General features: G+C 39.0%; 17 protein-coding genes. 9 read left to right on the forward strand and 8 right to left on the reverse strand.

Annotated elements, in window-relative coordinates:
- Positions 1-414: 414 nt before the first annotated feature.
- From I6F45_RS18930 to I6F45_RS18965, 8 genes are all read left to right on the forward strand, one after another.
- On the forward strand, positions 415-1,347 hold the full coding sequence (locus I6F45_RS18930; RefSeq protein WP_007579759.1) for a hypothetical protein: 933 nt from the start codon (positions 415-417) through the stop codon (positions 1,345-1,347).
- A gap of 26 nt (positions 1,348-1,373) precedes the next feature.
- Positions 1,374-2,273 (forward strand): DUF350 domain-containing protein, encoded by a 900-nt coding sequence (locus tag I6F45_RS18935; RefSeq protein ID WP_024589503.1) that lies wholly within the window; start codon positions 1,374-1,376, stop codon positions 2,271-2,273.
- A gap of 3 nt (positions 2,274-2,276) precedes the next feature.
- A complete protein-coding gene (locus I6F45_RS18940; RefSeq protein WP_197161672.1) occupies positions 2,277-3,998 on the forward strand; it encodes a polyamine aminopropyltransferase in 1,722 nt (573 codons plus the stop codon).
- Positions 3,999-4,077: 79 nt separating this feature from the next.
- Entirely contained in the window at positions 4,078-4,491 is a 414-nt protein-coding gene (locus I6F45_RS18945) for a YjfI family protein (RefSeq protein ID WP_008170558.1), read from the forward strand.
- A 24-nt stretch (positions 4,492-4,515) separates the two neighbouring features.
- Positions 4,516-5,208, forward strand: coding sequence for a PspA/IM30 family protein (locus I6F45_RS18950; protein ID WP_004335088.1), 693 nt, complete (start codon positions 4,516-4,518; stop codon positions 5,206-5,208).
- Positions 5,209-5,282: 74 nt separating this feature from the next.
- Positions 5,283-5,921 carry a DUF4178 domain-containing protein gene (locus tag I6F45_RS18955; RefSeq protein ID WP_024592232.1) on the forward strand — a complete coding sequence of 213 codons (639 nt, stop codon included), beginning with the start codon at positions 5,283-5,285 and terminating at the stop codon, positions 5,919-5,921.
- Entirely contained in the window at positions 5,918-6,244 is a 327-nt protein-coding gene (locus I6F45_RS18960; RefSeq protein WP_010554828.1) for a hypothetical protein, read from the forward strand. The genes I6F45_RS18955 and I6F45_RS18960 overlap by 4 nt, the downstream gene beginning before the upstream one ends.
- A gap of 15 nt (positions 6,245-6,259) precedes the next feature.
- On the forward strand, positions 6,260-6,445 hold the full coding sequence (locus I6F45_RS18965) for a hypothetical protein (RefSeq protein ID WP_024592231.1): 186 nt from the start codon (positions 6,260-6,262) through the stop codon (positions 6,443-6,445).
- Positions 6,446-6,474: 29 nt separating this feature from the next.
- On the opposite strand, the gene I6F45_RS18970 is transcribed toward I6F45_RS18965, so the two are convergent.
- The 5 genes from I6F45_RS18970 to I6F45_RS18990 form a co-directional block, all read right to left on the reverse strand.
- Entirely contained in the window at positions 6,475-6,876 is a 402-nt protein-coding gene (locus I6F45_RS18970; protein ID WP_024589501.1) for a hypothetical protein, read from the reverse strand.
- A 10-nt stretch (positions 6,877-6,886) separates the two neighbouring features.
- On the reverse strand, positions 6,887-7,420 hold the full coding sequence (locus tag I6F45_RS18975) for a hypothetical protein (RefSeq protein ID WP_197142164.1): 534 nt from the start codon (positions 7,418-7,420) through the stop codon (positions 6,887-6,889).
- A gap of 110 nt (positions 7,421-7,530) precedes the next feature.
- The gene (locus I6F45_RS18980; protein ID WP_008137933.1) at positions 7,531-8,907 is read right to left on the reverse strand and encodes a class II fumarate hydratase; all 1,377 of its coding nucleotides are present in this window, start codon (positions 8,905-8,907) and stop codon (positions 7,531-7,533) included.
- Between the two features lie 11 nt (positions 8,908-8,918).
- Positions 8,919-9,284, reverse strand: a complete 366-nt coding sequence (locus tag I6F45_RS18985; protein ID WP_231609258.1) for a hypothetical protein — start codon at positions 9,282-9,284, stop codon at positions 8,919-8,921.
- Between the two features lie 101 nt (positions 9,285-9,385).
- Entirely contained in the window at positions 9,386-9,571 is a 186-nt protein-coding gene (locus tag I6F45_RS18990) for a hypothetical protein (protein ID WP_010554833.1), read from the reverse strand.
- A gap of 200 nt (positions 9,572-9,771) precedes the next feature.
- Between I6F45_RS18990 and I6F45_RS18995 the strand changes: the two genes are divergently transcribed.
- A complete protein-coding gene (locus I6F45_RS18995; RefSeq protein ID WP_197142162.1) occupies positions 9,772-10,362 on the forward strand; it encodes a DUF938 domain-containing protein in 591 nt (196 codons plus the stop codon).
- Here the strand turns inward: I6F45_RS18995 and I6F45_RS19000 are convergent.
- From I6F45_RS19000 to I6F45_RS19010, 3 genes are read right to left on the reverse strand one after another with little or no spacing between them, the layout of a single operon-like run.
- Positions 10,339-11,478, reverse strand: coding sequence for a GNAT family N-acetyltransferase (locus tag I6F45_RS19000; RefSeq protein ID WP_197142160.1), 1,140 nt, complete (start codon positions 11,476-11,478; stop codon positions 10,339-10,341). The genes I6F45_RS18995 and I6F45_RS19000 overlap by 24 nt on opposite strands.
- Before the next feature lie 6 nt (positions 11,479-11,484).
- Entirely contained in the window at positions 11,485-12,885 is a 1,401-nt protein-coding gene (locus I6F45_RS19005) for an alpha/beta hydrolase (RefSeq protein WP_197142158.1), read from the reverse strand.
- On the reverse strand, positions 12,875-15,595 hold the full coding sequence (locus tag I6F45_RS19010; RefSeq protein ID WP_197142156.1) for an ATP-binding protein: 2,721 nt from the start codon (positions 15,593-15,595) through the stop codon (positions 12,875-12,877). Before I6F45_RS19010 ends, I6F45_RS19005 begins: the two co-directional genes overlap by 11 nt.
- Between the last annotated feature and the right edge of the window lie 28 nt (positions 15,596-15,623).

The raw sequence follows: 15,623 nt of genomic DNA on the forward strand, positions 1-15,623 counted from the left end.
CTCAGTAGTGAAACGAAACAGCGCCGATGATAGTGTAGCATTTGCTATGTGAAAGTAGGACATTACCAGGCTTCAAATTGTAGAAAGCCCGAATCTAACGATTCGGGCTTTTTTACGTCTGTAGAAAAGTGAAATGCGCGCAATTAACACACACTCACATCAACACCTAGCTCGTAGGGCGGGCGAGTGCAGCGACTCCCGACGCTAAAGTCACTGTAAGTCCCCCCCCTTATAACGCTTAAACTTCAATTCTAACCTTACGATATAGCTTCATATTTTCACTAAATTCTCAATAAATCAGACCCTGATTACAGAGTCCCACGTTTCTTCTCACTTTGTTGCAATTTCATTCTTGGTTTAATAAGTGACCTGTGTAAAACTACCTGAGTTAATTTAGTAAATCAGGTGACATGAATGTCGAATATTAAAGCTTGGAAACTTATAAGCCTGTTTTGTTTGTTCGCAGTGCTTATGGGTTGTCAATCGAAAGAAGAGCAGCTGCAACAAACAATTCAAGAGTCTATTAAAAAGGTAGATACGGAGCTGTCTCAGCTTGGTACTGCACTCGATAATGGAAGTGTACGCAATGCTGTGTTACTTAAAGAATATGGCGAGCTTCTTAAAAAACAACAACCAGAGCTTACAAAAGTTGTTGATGTAATTACCCTTGATGCAACGCGCCAAGGCGCACTTTATAGTGGCTTAACACAGCGACTTAAAGATATTAAAGGAACTTACTTAATTCCTCCTTATGAAGATACGTTACATAGCATTGATTTGTTGCGTGATGCATCTAAACCTACGCTATTTTCTGATGCGTTAACCGATCCTATCAATATGCTAGCTGATATGTCCAAAGGCACTTTAGCGCGTGTAGGCGCAATTAGTAAGCAAGCTGAAGGTGAGGGTGTTGGTAACCAAATGGTAGGTAACCCTAACTATGGTAACTGGCAATCAAATAGTAACGGTATTAGCTTTTGGCAATGGTACGGAATGTACCGTATTTTAGGTGATGTATTTGATCGTGTTGAATATGGAAGCTGGAGTAAGCGCCGAAAGTATAGCTATTACAATGACTATGGCCGCTCGCGTTATTCAAGCCCTAAACAAATTAAAACCCAAAGCGCTTTAGAAACACGCACGCGCCAAACATACCAACGCCAAGGTAAACAGTTTACAAGCCCTTATGCGAGTAAAAAAACAGGTGCATCAGGTTTAAGCCGTAGTAGTTATACGCCAGCAAAAAGCCGCAGTAGTTATTCTCGTTCGAGCAGTTATAGCAATAGCTCAGGATCGGTGCGTGATAGCGGTAGCAGAACCTCTCGTGGCGTGAGCCGTGGTAAGTAAAAGAATAAAGTTGGAGTTAGAATAATATGTATGAATTTAATGGAATAACTATGTGGTCACTGCAAGCGCTGGCGATTGATTTTGCAATTATTGTTTTATTATTTGTAAGCCTTAAATATATAAAAGGCTGGGTTTCAAACTTACATGCAAATGATGAAATAACAGAGCGTGATAACTTTGCTTTTGGGATTAGCTTTGCCGCTGGCTTAGTGGCACTGGCGATTGTATTAACGGGTGTAAGTAGCGGAGCTTTTGCTGCGACACTGCAACAAGAAGCACTGCAAATGTTAGCTTATGGCGCATTAGCAATTGTACTGATTAAGTTGGGTCACTTTTTTCAAGATAAAGTAGCGCTTCGTAAAGTAAGCCTGCACGACGAAATCGTTAAAGGTAACGTTACAGCTTCAATAATTGATTTTGGCCATGTTGTCAGTGTTGCTATCGTTATTCGCTCAGCTCTTTTATGGGTGGCTACTGACGGCTGGCATGGTCTTCCAATTGTAATTGCCGCCTTTATTATAGGTAGTGTTGTATTACTACTTGTTAGCCAGTACCGAGTGCAGTTATTTAAACGTACAAATAAAAGTGGCGACTGCCTACAACAAGCAATTGTTGATGGTAACTTAGCTGTGGGTATTCGTTACGCTGGATTTTTAGTAGGTAGTGCATTAGCTATTACAGCAGCAACGGGTGTTGCACCTTACGCGGCTGATAATATTAATGCGAGTTTACTATACTGGGCTATTAGCGCAGTAGTGAGCCTTGTTGCATTTATTATTTTGCACTTAGTGACAATTAAAATAATTTTATCTGGTTGCGATATTTCCGATGAAGTTAATCGTCAAAAAAATGTAGGTGTAGCTACTATTTCTGCAGCAGTATCATTTGCTGTAGGTATCACTATGGCAACATTACTAGGCGCATAATCAGTGTCATCAACCAACACTCCCCCAAGTAAGTCTCGCTTACTTGGGCACGATATACTACTTATTACTGTTATGGCCGTGCTTGCTGGGTGCGGCCTTATTTATGAATACTTACTGTCTCATTATGCGGGCCGTGTACTTGGCTCAGTAGAGAGCGCTATTTACGCCATGATTGGTACTATGATTGTAGCAATGGGCTTAGGCGCTTTTTTAGCGCGCTGGTTCAAAGATGCATTTACCGCTTTTGCTTGGCTAGAAAGCATTATTGCTTTGGTTGGCATGGGCTGCATTTTAGCGATAGCGGGTGTAATAGCAGTTAGTTATTCTCTTCCTCATTTATTTTCGAGCATTTTTAATTTACCCCCTGATGTTGTACTTAATGGTTACGTATTTCAAAAGCTACAAGAGTGGTCACGTTTTCTACCTTATGTTTTTGGTTTAATACTGGGCTTATTTATTGGTATGGAAATACCGCTTATAGCGCGCATTCGTCAGCACGTTTATGGCCGTTTTTTAGAAAACAACGCAGGGACTATTTACGGTGCCGATTATATTGGTGCTGGTATTGGTGCAGCCATTTGGGTAAGCATCATGCTCTCAATGCCTATAATGCAAGCTGCAGCGTGGACGGCGTTATTTAATATCATTGCGGGGCTCGCATTTTTATGGCGCTACCATACCCATGTGCGCTTTGCTAAGGCACTTTTAGTTTGCCATATAGTATTACTGGCATTATTTGGTTTTATTTTAGTATTTGGCAGTAGCTGGATGAACAGTCTAAGTAATGTTTTATACAAAGATAAAGTAATTTATTCGCAAGCAACTAAATACCAGCACGTAGTTTTAACCGAAAGATTAAGCAAAAACCAACCTCAGCCAATTACAGATTTATATTTAAATGGGCGTTTACAGTTCTCAAGTATTGATGAGCAAATATATCATTCAATGCTGGTTTACCCTGCAATGCTTGCCTCTAACAGACACGACCGTGTATTAATAATTGGTGGTGGTGACGGGCTTGCACTTAGAGATGTTTTAAAGTGGCCTGTGAGTGAAGTAACGCTAATAGATTTAGACGCGCAACTACTCAATTTATTTGGTCATAAAGACGGTGACTTTACGCCGCCAGAGCACATCAATAAGCGATTACTACAGCTAAACAATAAATCGATGCATGATTCGCGAGCCAACATAATTGTGGGTGATGCATTTTTAGAAGTAGAAAAGCTACTTGACCAATCTAAGCAGTTCGACACTATTTTAATTGATTTACCTGACCCTAATCATCCTGATCTAAATAAAATGTACAGTGACTACTTTTATAATCATGTACGGCAGCTATTAGCACCCGATGGCGCAATGGCGGTTCAATCAACCTCACCTTATCACGCTAAAAAAGCGTTTTTAAGCATTGCTAAAACAGTTAAAGCTGCTGGGTTTGGCTATGTTGAGCAGTATCAGCAAAACATACCTTCTTTTGGGCAGTGGGGCTGGACTATAGCGACTAAAATGGGGCAGTCGGCCAGTGGCCGTATTAATGATGCGACGGCTATGCCTGTGCCATCAAGATGGATTAGTAAAGAATATTTATTGGCAAGTTTTGTATTTCCTAACCACTACTTTGAACAAGTTAAAAGTATTGAGGTCAATAGGTTAGGGTCTGGTCAGTTGTATGATTACTACCGAACGGCATGGCAAATAGAAAGCGAATTGTATAAAAACTAATAAAACATGGTTGACATAATATGTCGGCCATGAGAATCTTAACTCAGACATAATATGTCAAACGACAAAAGGCAGAGACATGGAATTAAATGAACTTTCAATAAAATTAGCTTCTTTTGAAACTGAAGGCGCTAACTTTGAGTCTTTCTTGATTGCCAACCCAGGCGAGCAAGATGTTTTACAAGTCATTGTTGATGGAAATGATGAGCTTCCAATTTTTGTTACGCAAACGCAAGAGCAGTTATTATGTATTAGCTACTTGTTTGACGAAGATGAAGTTAAAAGTGAATTACGCGACGAATTAAACGAAACATTATTACGTTTAAACGTGCCAATTCCACTGAGTGCATTTGCTAAAATCGATAACAAATACGCGATTTTTGGTGCACTGTCGGTAAATTCATCATTGGATGACGTTACCCACGAACTAGTGACATTAGCCGATAACGCTATCGATGCACTAGAAGCCGTGACCTTGTATTTAAACGATTAATAGCTAGTTAGTGGAGTTAAGATTATGAGTATTTTAAAAAAATTATTTACAGCCGTACGTGGCGGCGCTCGTGAAGCAGGCGAAGCAATTGTAGACAAAAATGGCATCCGTATTTTTGAGCAAGAAATTGCAGACGCGCAAAATGCACTTCACCGAGCTAAAAAAAGCCTTACTGAAGTAATGGCCAAAGAAATGCAAACTAAGCGTAAAATTAGCGCTGTAGATGCATCAATCGCTGAACATGAAGCGTATGCAGGCCAAGCTCTTGAAAAGGGCAACGAAGCGTTAGCATTAGAAATTGCAGAAAAAATTGGTGACTTTGAAGCTGAAAAAGCTGAAAACGAGCAAGTATTGTCAGGCTTTAGCAATCACATTGTTGCGCTTAAGCAGCAAGTTAAAGATGCTGAAAAATCGATTAAAGAGAATCAGCGTCAGCTTACAATGGTTAAAACCACTGAAAGCGTACAGCAAGCAACAATGGCTGTTAATAGCACGCTTAATACAAACAGCTCGTCTATGACATCGGCTCGTCAATCGCTTGAACGCATTAAACAGCGCCAACAAGATCGAAGTGACCAGCTTGGTGCTGCAAAGCAACTTGAGTCAGACGTAAATGGCGATGACTTAAAAGCAAAAATGGCTGAAGCAGGCATTGGCGACACAAGTCCAAAAAGCGCTGATATTTTAGCTCGCATCAAAGCGAAGCAAAATAGCTAACTATTACGTTTATACTTTAAAAAGGTAACCGAGTTTTTCTCAGTTACCTTTTTTGCTTAGAAGGCAGCCTTCCTATGTTTAATTTTTTCAAATCTAAAAAAGAGCCAGAACGTCAACTTAATCATCCGAGCGATCTTAAAAAAGGCGACATGTTTAGCGTTATTGATTCATTTGCCTATCCTGCATGGTTAAAGGGTGAAACGTTACGTGTTACTGATATTCAGACTTACCAATATCAGCACAGTAGCGATACTGAATTTGTACTTGAGACAAATAGCGGCCAAGTTGTATTTTTACAAATTGAGCAAGATGATGGCGAAGAGTGGGCTAACTTTTCTATTAAAATTCAGCGAAACGAAGTTGAAGAGATATTTAGCCTTGATGAGTTTGCGCGTATTTTTGATGAAGAGTCGTTAACCCACATTACAGTGCAAAATACACCAGAGCGCTTTATGCAGTTTTTAGCTAAAAGCTACCAACAAAGCGAGTCGCCTTATGTGTGTTATTTCCATAATAAAGATTACCGCAACCAAACTTTGCCTCGCTATGAGCAAGAAGGTGGTGAGCCATGTGAAATGATTTGCTTAGCGTCAGATAATGAAGGCTTTGGTTTAAATATCGAAATTTGGGATGGCGGCGAAACCGAAGTATCGCTAACGCTCATGCGTCCAATGTCAGACATTGTAGACTTGTTTCCCGGAGATGCTAAGTGAGTGATGCTAAAGACAAGTGGTTACGTCAGGAACAAGCTGTACGTGCCACACAAATGGCATTCGATCTAAGCAGCGAAGTTCAAAAGCTGATAAAAAAGCAGGCAATTGATCAAGAGCTAACGCCGTCAGATATGATCCGAAAAATACTTGGCTTAGACGTAAAGTCTAAAAAAACGCGTCAACGTTTATCGTTTAACTTAAATGATGATGAAATAGCGCAACTAGCCAGTCGCTTTGATGTACAAAGCGATGATAAGCGAGCCGTAAAGCAACAAGTAGCTGATTTATTAATAGCTCACACTAAAAATAAAAAAGTGAAATAATTTAATTAGGTTTTTATGAATATTGTTTTAATTGCTTACTTAATTATTTTTGCGTTGTTTGGTACTGCGGCGAGTTATTTTGTACGTTTTATTTATGCATATTGGGTGCTTAAAACAATGCCCATGAAATACATTATTAAAGCGGGTATTTGCGTGGTACTGGTGGTAGTAATTTCAGCGTTAATTCCGTATTTAAGTTAACGCTGAAATTAGCTTATACGCGGCCGTTTTTATTTTATATCAAACGACTGGCATTGGTGGTTAATACACAGCGATTGCACTTCAAGTACAGGAGAACAATCAGTTAAGCCTTGTGCTTTATTTTGTATGTTTTCTTGTTTTGTTATTTGTTGAGCAAGCTGTTCTGCTTCTTCTTGAGATGTGTTTAGCGTTGAATAAACAGCATATTTACTCGGTCCGCCGCATGCGCGGGCGCCCACTTCAAGTACTTTGCACTGAAAGCTTGCAGTGCAGCTGTTATTACTCACCATGTTATTCAGATCATAGTTTAAGTCAGATAAGTTTTTACTTTGCTCATTTGACGTCACAGTACTAGCACAACCACTTAGTAATAAAATGCTGCTAGCAATGCTTAAAATTGATAGTTTAATTGCCGATGGTAAACAACTCATAACGTTATCCTTAAAATGCACTTACCGCTGAGCTTTCAAGTTTAACACATTTATTTTCAACACACTGCGTGCTTGGCGTTGTTAAATGCTGACAAATGCTCATCATCCCTTTTTGTGAATTATAACTACTTTCAAGCTTAGTAATTTTGTCGCTAAGGGCTGCTACTTGTTCCTCAGATGCTGCGTTTGTTGAGTACACAACAAAGCTGCTTGGCCCACCACATGCGCGACTGCCTACTGCATTTACTCTACATTGGGTGCTGGTATCACATTGCTTATCTGTAATTAGCGTATTTAATTCGGTTTTAGCTGTTTTTATATCGTCTATTGAAACGTTTTTTAAATCAGCTTTTGGTATTTTTTCAGCAACTACGTTCTTTTTAGTATTTTCTTGTAATTGAGTGTTTTCTTTTAGCTTTTGTGGCTCTTGCTTTGGTGCTTCAGCTTCTGAGGTGATTGTTACTTGCTGCGTTTCAGTGGGTGCTTTATCTAAGCATGCAGTTAAACAAAGTGGTAAAAGTATGGCTAACAATGGGGTACGCATAACAAACCTTGATAGTGATGAAATATTCATCACTATCATACACGGTGCATTTTTTACGGCAATAAAAACTATATTATCAAGTAATTAAAGCCGTGAAAAATACCGTTTTGTTAAAGTCCACCCTGCGTTAGTTTGGTGGGGTTAAGTAGTTTTTCGAGTTCACTGCGTGGTAAATCAGTTTCTTGTTCGGCTACATCAATAATAGGGCGGGCTTCTTTATAAGCCTGCTTTGCTATTTTTGCTGCTTTTTCATAACCGATCACCGGATTAAGTGCCGTCACTAAAATTGGATTTTTAGCGAGCGCTTTATCTATATTAGGCTGATTTACCTTAAAGCTGGCAATGGCTTTATCACCCAATGCCTGCGCGCTATTGGCAAGTAATTCTATGCTTTGTAAAATATTATACGCAATGACTGGGAGCATAACGTTTAGCTCAAAATTACCCGCTTGGCCTGCTACGGTAATCGTGGCGTCGTTGCCAATAACTTGTGCGCTTACCATGGCTGCGGCTTCTGGTATTACTGGGTTTACCTTACCTGGCATAATAGACGAGCCCGGTTGAAGTGCTTCAAGCTCTATTTCACCTAAGCCCGCAAGTGGTCCTGAATTCATCCAGCGTAGGTCATTCGCTATTTTCATTTGTGCTACAGCGAGTACTTTTAATTGCCCCGAAAGCGCGACGATGGCGTCTTGTGAACCTATATTATAAAAAAAGTTACTACTAGGCGTAAATCTAATTCCTACATTGGCACTCAGATTTTCTGCAAATTTGGCTGCAAACTTAGGGTCTGCATTTATTCCTGTTCCAACAGCTGTACCGCCTTGTGCAAGTTCGCATACACGCTCTAAGCTATGTCTAATTCCTGCTGCGGCATGATTAACTTGTGACTGCCATGCACTGAGTGTTTGATCAAACGTTACAGGCATTGCATCCATTAAATGCGTACGGCCCGTTTTAACTATATGGCCTACTTCAGCTTTTTTCTTTTCCAGGCTTTGCGATAAATTTTCAAGCGAAGGAAGTAATTCGTACACTACATTTATTGCGCTACTGAGTGCGATAGCAGTAGGGACTACATCGTTAGAGCTTTGCCCCATGTTTACATCATCATTAGGGTGAATGCTTTCATTGCCTATCCGGCTAGCAAGCGTTGCAATAACTTCATTGGCATTCATATTTGAGCTTGTGCCAGAACCTGTTTGAAAAATATCAACGGGAAAATGCTCAACATGTTCACCATCAATAATACTTTGGCAAGCTTGCTCAATTGCATCGGCTTTAGCTTTGCTTAAATGGCCTAGCTCACAGTTACTTTGTGCAGCGGCTTGTTTTATATAAGCCAGTGCAGTTATAAATTGCTTTGGCATAGGTAAGCCACTAATGGCAAAATTATTAACCGCTCGCTGTGTTTGCGCCTGATAGAGCGCATCAGTAGGTACTTGTAGCTCGCCCATGCTGTCTGATTCTGTTCTAAAGTTGCTCATAAGTGTGCTCCTTAAAAAGGGTTGAATTCGTGACTAAGAATACGAGCTTCACGCTCAAGTATTAAAAATTGTGCAGTATTGTTATGCACTTTATAAAACCGTTTTAGTGCTAATAAAGGTTTGTATAACTGCTCTAAACATTGTTTACGAATAGCATTATGTATAAGAGGGTCGCACATTTTGTTCATAATTTCATGGTGTGTGCGTCTAAGATAAAACTCTTGAAGCAAGGGATTACGTTGTTGCTCAAATTTTTTGGCGACGTTAAGGGCGGTTTCTATGTAATCGGCAACGAGCATGGGTGCATGCAGGCCAGGTCTTAAGCAATGGCAAGAGAGTTCTTGATGGTAACGATGCTGGGCATAATTTGAAGACATAAAAAAACCGACTTAAGTTAACGATAATAGTTATCATTACATTTAATCGGTTTCAGTGTAAACAGTTATTATAAAAATTATTTGCGATACTAATTTGAGTTTTAATTGTAGCCAAGAATAAATATCTGATCTGTTTCATGTTTGGTCATCGCCTGTTGATTATGTTTAGGGTGCGAAAGTAAATCGATTACTGTTGCTCTCATATCAACGGCGTAACTATGATCGTCGGTGGTTTTTTCGGTTATAGCAATAGCTGCGTCTACAGCGGTATAAGGGGGTATATGCATAATTTTATCCTTTGAAATTTAATATAAGTTAAACCCTTTAGTGGGTTAGTTATATAAAAGCATATTACGTACCAATCATAATAAATTAGCTCAACCATATGATAGTTATAGTGTTTAAAAATTATCTTTTTTTCATCACGACAAAATAAGCTAAATTTGCTTTACTGTTGTGCATTAATCTACAATTTTGGTGCACAGTAATGACAAAGCCATTTTCACAAGCCTGTGAAAACAATAAAACCCCTATTTTAGAGCAATTAAAAGTTGTATTAATAAATACTAAAACAGTACTCGAAGTTGGCTCAGGAACCGGCCAGCATAGTGTTTTTTTTGCAGAGCAATTACCACATTTACAATGGCATACAAGTGATCGTGCTATAAACCACGAAGGGATTAACTTATGGCACCGCGAAGCTAATTTAACTAATTTGCATGCACCACTTGAGCTTGATTTAAATAATGAGTGGCCAGTAGATAAGGTTGACGCTATTTATACTGCAAACACATTTCATATTGTAAGTTGGCAATTAGTTGAGCGTTTTTTTGACGGTGTTAAACGCCACTTAAATAGCGACGGTATGTTGTGTATTTATGGGCCATTCAAATACCAAGGTGAATTTACCAGCCCAAGTAATGATGACTTTAGTGCCTTTTTAACAGAGCGCGATCCGTTAAGTGGAATAAGAGATTTTGAAGCCGTTGAACAACTAGCTAAGCAAGCAGGGCTTACGCTTATTAGCGATACAGCCATGCCTGCAAATAATCAGTTACTCGTTTTTAAACGGCAGTAATGAGCTACATTGCTCTTTATATATATCAATATGGCCGCGTTCACGCTTTAAGTAGTCGCTTATTGCATTACTAAAGTCGCCATCAACAATATGGTGAGCAGAGTAGGTAAGTACGGGTTCAAATCCGCGTGCTATTTTGTGCTCACCTTGTGCACCCGAATGAAAACAGTTGAGTTTATGCTTTATTGCAAACTCAATACCTTGGTAATAACACAATTCAAAGTGCAGCGAATCTACTTCCTCACTTGCTCCCCAGTAGCGCCCATAAAGCGTATTTTTACTTACTAAACTAAGTGTTGCAGCAATCACGTTATCGTCTCTTTTGGCCAGCATAATAACGAGACTGTTAGCCATTAAGGCATGTAAAAGCGTAAAAAACTCCATATTTAAATAGCCCAAATGACCAGAGCGCTTTAAGTAGGTACGCTGATAAAACTCACAAAACAATTGCATTATCTCGGGCGTAATTTGCGTTCCTTGCAGCCATTCAATATCAATGTTCTGTTGCGCTATTTTAGCTCGCTCTTTTTTAAGTGACTTACGTTTTCGTGAGCTAAGCATCTGCAAAAAGTCGTCAAAGGATTCATAACCTTTATTAAACCACTGAAATTGCACACCCACTCTTAACATGGCGTGTTGCTCAGTTAATGAGGTGGCTTGGGCTTGATCGCAAAAGTTAACATGCCATCCCGACCATCCTTGGTGAGCACTGTGTAAGCTAAGTTGCTCTGTAATGTATTGATATACCGCATTTGGATTAGCGTGCTCGATAGCAATGCGCTTGCCTTCAATAGGGCTAAAAGGAATGCCAGATAGCCACTTGGGATAATATTCTAAACCGTGTTTTTCGTATGCCTCAGCCCAGGCCCAGTCAAATACATACTCGCCGTATGAATGACTTTTTAAATACCCGGGTGCAAGTGCAACGAGCGTATCATTTTCAAAAATAGCGAGGTGATGGGGCTGCCAACCGCTTTTTTGTGTTACGCATTGGCTTTGTTCAAGGGCATATAAAAAAGCATGTTGAGTAAATGGTTCATCACCAAATAAACGTTGCCACTGCGCCTGATCAATCTCATTAATACTGCTAAACCATTGGTGCGAAAACGTTCCCATGACTACTTACCTTGTAGTTGTTCTAAGCTGTTTTACGTTTTTAATAAACGTACTAATTTGCATTTTAAGCTCGGTAAAATGAGGATTATAAGTTAAGCGCTGTAAAGCCGGATAGTGTTTTAAGTTGGCGCTTGTACGCTCTCCTAGTTGTGGGTTTTTAGTTGTTTTACATGTTTTATATAGGGACTCGTCGTTAATAAAGCTGCCACAATTGCGATAAGTTGCGTTAATTCCATAATGTGGATTTTGCGGTGAGTTAACAACAGCAATATGCGATATACCATGAACCTTTTTACATTGAGGTGTTGTGCATTGCGGATTATTTACTGTGTAGTCACTAGCAAAGTCTGGCGGTAAAATATCAGTGCTTCCATAAAGTACTAAAGTATCGAGCGGTTTATATTTGATTGAATTACCTTTGTGTAATGCACTCAATAACTTTAGCGTGGCACGCGTATCTATCGTGGTATCAATATCGCTAAGTACACTAAAAACAGGTAATTTAAGTGCAGGGCGTTTGTTCAAGCTACTTATGCTTGCAAGTGACATTGCATCGTACGAAGCGGCAGCTGCATTTAAAGGAAATGATTCATACTTAGCAAAGTCTACATCGGCGTCTTTATCTATCCAATTAACAAAGGGTATGGCATCAATCCACTTTGCTATCCAGCCGTACTTATTATGTGGCTCGGAGCCTGGCGAATAAAGCATAAGCGCTTTAATTTTAGGGGATACAGTGTGTTTGGTTGCGTAATCAATAAGTAACGCTGCACCGGTAGAGTAGCCTGCGAGTATCACCTCATCAAAATCTTGCACCGAGCGATCAACGCCATATTTTATTGCTTGTTGCCACTGGCTAACCTCTACATTGAGTAAAGCACTTGCAGCGCTTCCATGTCCTGGTAATAAAATAGTACGCACGGTATAGCCTTGTTGATAATACACTTGTGCTAAATCGTGATAGGTAAAGGGGGAGTCAGTTAGCCCGTGGATTAGTAGTGCAACTTTATTACTGTTTGGGTGCGTGAGCTCAAAAGGGGCAATAATATCTGCAATAGTAGGGTCAGGTTTTCGCTTACCTTGTGTTACTAATTGCTGATACGTTTGTGTAATAACAGGGCATGGCATATTTGCACGTGGATTGGCTTTATTTATATGTTTATATGCAAAATCTAAGTAATCGTTAAATGGTAAAATGGCGTGGTAATTAAAGCGCTGGTGGTTGTGCTCATTTTCAAAGCGTAATAAGCCTTGTTGCTTACTTTTTGTTATAAATTTAAAGTCGCTCGCCTGCGATATACAGTTTTGAGCGACAGCTGTATGAGAAAAAACACTTAAAACAAAACCAAAAGCTACTCTTAAAAATACTCTTAAAACTATTCTTAAAATTAAACCACTATTGTTCATTAACTTCTGCATATTGGACAAGACACTCGGTTAGCTTAATGAGTTCAAGCGGTTTTGCAAGATGTTGATTAAATCCAACTGCTTGTGCATGTGCTTTATCCTCTGGCATTACGTCGGCAGTTAAAGCAATAATAGGGAGTTCTTGTTCGGTTTTAAACTGGCGGATCAGTGCCGTTGCTCTATAGCCATCCATTACAGGCATTTGGCAATCCATAAGCACTAAGTCAAAATGCTGCTTTTTCACTATATCGACCGCCAACTCACCGTTTTCTACCATATACGGCACAATCCCCAGCGAGCCAAGCATCGCTTTAATCACCATTTGATTTACTGGGTTATCCTCTGCGACCAAAATGTCTAGCGAAGTAATATTAGTATTATCAAATGTAATAACATGTTCTTTTTTAGGCTCTGTTGTTTCTAATCGCATTGAAAATGTAAAAGTAGAGCCTTTATCTACTTCACTTTTAAGGGCTATTTCTCCCCCCATTAATTGGCTTAGCTCTTTTGCTATTGTTAAGCCAAGTCCTGTACCGCCAAACTGCCTTGAGGTAGAACTATCAGCTTGGGTAAATGCGTTAAATAATTTTTTATGCTGGCTTGGTTTTATACCTATTCCGGTATCACTAACGTTTATAACAAGCTGTACTTTATTGGCGGCAGTAAACTCTGTTTCTATGTTTAAAGTAACGCTGCCTTGGCTTGTAAATTTAATCGCGTTACTACATAAATTAAGTAATACCTGCTCAATTCGCATAGGATCACCAATAAACCAGGTATTTAAAGGTAGCTTTGAGTTCACTTGCCAGTTAATACCTTTGTTAACTGCGCTTTGTTCAAACATATTGTCTATTCGTGTTATTAAAGCACCTAAGTCGAATGCAATAGATTCAATAACTAACTTTTGGGATTCTATTTTTGATATATCAAGAATGTCATTAATTAAATTTAATAAACTTTTAGATGATGAGTTTATTTTATCTAAATAGCCAATGAGTGTACTTGCACTGTCTGTTTCTCGAGCAAGTGAAGAAAAACCAATAACGGCGTTTAATGGTGTACGTATTTCGTGGCTCATATTCGCTAAAAATTGGCTTTTAGCCTGATTAGCTAAATCAGACTGCTGCTTTGCTTGTGCGAGTGAGTGTGTACGCTCAGCAACTTGACGTGTAAGTGCAATTTGTTGCTGATTAAACAGCAGTAAAACCATTAAAATTAAAGAACATACGGCAACTTGGAGTATGAGCAATAATAGAGTTAGTTGGCTATTATGTTGTGTTAAAAAGCTTTCTTTAAGGGCTAGTTTTACAATCCATTTTTGCCCTGCAAAGTCCACGTCAAACGACATTAAACGGCTACCTTTGGCTTGCTGAACATCTTGAGAGTAATTACTATAAAACGGCGGTGTGTTTGTATCTTCGTATATACCAATCGAAAACATATCAGACTGTTCTTTAGAAATGGCCTGCTCAATAATACTACGCACTAAAAATATACCAGTGGCATAGCCTTTAATTGTTTTTTCATCGTTATATTGGGAGTACACAGGGGCAAATAATAAATAGGCTGGTTTAGGTTGTTTGGTTTGCACCAACTGAATTATTTTAGTTCCGACTGGCATGTACTTTATAGCGGGGTTAAGCAGAGAGTTTTTTCGATCAGGGTTTGAAAATACATTAAAGCCAATAGCTTTTTGATTACCATTAAAAGGAGCTATGTATTTTACTATAACAAGGGGATCGTTAATTTCAAGAGGTTCGCCAACTATATCAATATCTAAATGGTAAATATTTGATATTTCTTGAGCAAAGACTTCGCGTTGATCTTGAGGTATTTTTGCATTCCACGATAAAGCGTTAATAAACTCGTATTGAGTTAGTAACTGACTAGCATAAGAATAAAAATCTTGCTGGCTCAGCATGGGAGATGATTGAACCTGACTTGCTAAGCTCTGCACTGCAATAATACTGCGATTTGTATATCTATAAAGGCTGTTTTCTATAACGTGGACTTCACGTTCGGCAATTTTAATAGTGCTTATACGATTTTCCTGATCGTATAATTGTGTTGTTACCGCGACTGATAAAAATAAAACTGAGCATACTGCAATTGTCGGAAATGCCGATATAGTATGTTGATTAGACTTTTGTGGTAATAAAGAAAGTAAAAATGGAGTTGCAATTAATACCCCTAATGTATCGCCAAGCCACCAGTAAATAACATTATTCCAATGATTATCAATACTGTAAATCGAGTTAAATTGACTCAGTGCGAATACGCCAAAGTTAGCTGAAATTAAGCTGACCAATATGGCTATGACTAAAATAAAGTAAATTATATTCTTGCGCTTTTTAAAGCGCAGCGGGTGACCAAGCCAATACTTTAAAAGAGCTGCGCCGACCATTGCCTGTATAACAACACCAAAGGCGATATACATTGCCTCGTTGAATGAGTTGCCGACCAAGACTAGCTCATGAGCTGAACTGTCAAAAATATTAAGGTTAAATGCAATTGCAGCTACAAATAAAGGCGGGATAAAGCGCCACCACCAAATATAACAACCGACTAGAGCTATGCCGGCAGGTAACCAAATTGGAATTATTTGCGAGTTAAAAGCAAGTTTAGTGAGTGCTATGCCGACTAAAAAATATGCTAAAGCAAACATGATGTAAAAAATAATGGAATGATTTTTAGAGTTAAAATTTTTCACATAAGGTCCAAGCAATTATTATTATCGT

Origin of the sequence: Pseudoalteromonas sp. SWYJZ19, assembly GCF_015864375.1 — a bacterium.
In the GTDB taxonomy this organism is placed as follows: domain Bacteria; phylum Pseudomonadota; class Gammaproteobacteria; order Enterobacterales; family Alteromonadaceae; genus Pseudoalteromonas; species Pseudoalteromonas arctica.

Bases quoted from the DNA above. Each gene is read 5' to 3' on its own strand.
- I6F45_RS18985 (WP_231609258.1), bottom strand. From the start codon at position 9,284: ATGTCTTCAAATTATGCCCAGCATCGTTACCATCAAGAACTCTCTTGC.
- I6F45_RS18945 (WP_008170558.1), top strand. From the start codon at position 4,078: ATGGAATTAAATGAACTTTCAATAAAATTAGCTTCTTTTGAAACTGAA.
- I6F45_RS18995 (WP_197142162.1), top strand. From the start codon at position 9,772: ATGACAAAGCCATTTTCACAAGCCTGTGAAAACAATAAAACCCCTATT.
- I6F45_RS18980 (WP_008137933.1), bottom strand. From the start codon at position 8,907: ATGAGCAACTTTAGAACAGAATCAGACAGCATGGGCGAGCTACAAGTA.
- I6F45_RS18955 (WP_024592232.1), top strand. From the start codon at position 5,283: ATGTTTAATTTTTTCAAATCTAAAAAAGAGCCAGAACGTCAACTTAAT.
- I6F45_RS18970 (WP_024589501.1), bottom strand. From the start codon at position 6,876: ATGAGTTGTTTACCATCGGCAATTAAACTATCAATTTTAAGCATTGCT.
- I6F45_RS18990 (WP_010554833.1), bottom strand. From the start codon at position 9,571: ATGCATATACCCCCTTATACCGCTGTAGACGCAGCTATTGCTATAACC.
- I6F45_RS19005 (WP_197142158.1), bottom strand. From the start codon at position 12,885: ATGAACAATAGTGGTTTAATTTTAAGAATAGTTTTAAGAGTATTTTTA.
- I6F45_RS18935 (WP_024589503.1), top strand. From the start codon at position 1,374: ATGTATGAATTTAATGGAATAACTATGTGGTCACTGCAAGCGCTGGCG.
- I6F45_RS18950 (WP_004335088.1), top strand. From the start codon at position 4,516: ATGAGTATTTTAAAAAAATTATTTACAGCCGTACGTGGCGGCGCTCGT.
- I6F45_RS19000 (WP_197142160.1), bottom strand. From the start codon at position 11,478: ATGGGAACGTTTTCGCACCAATGGTTTAGCAGTATTAATGAGATTGAT.
- I6F45_RS18975 (WP_197142164.1), bottom strand. From the start codon at position 7,420: ATGCGTACCCCATTGTTAGCCATACTTTTACCACTTTGTTTAACTGCA.
- I6F45_RS18930 (WP_007579759.1), top strand. From the start codon at position 415: ATGTCGAATATTAAAGCTTGGAAACTTATAAGCCTGTTTTGTTTGTTC.
- I6F45_RS18965 (WP_024592231.1), top strand. From the start codon at position 6,260: ATGAATATTGTTTTAATTGCTTACTTAATTATTTTTGCGTTGTTTGGT.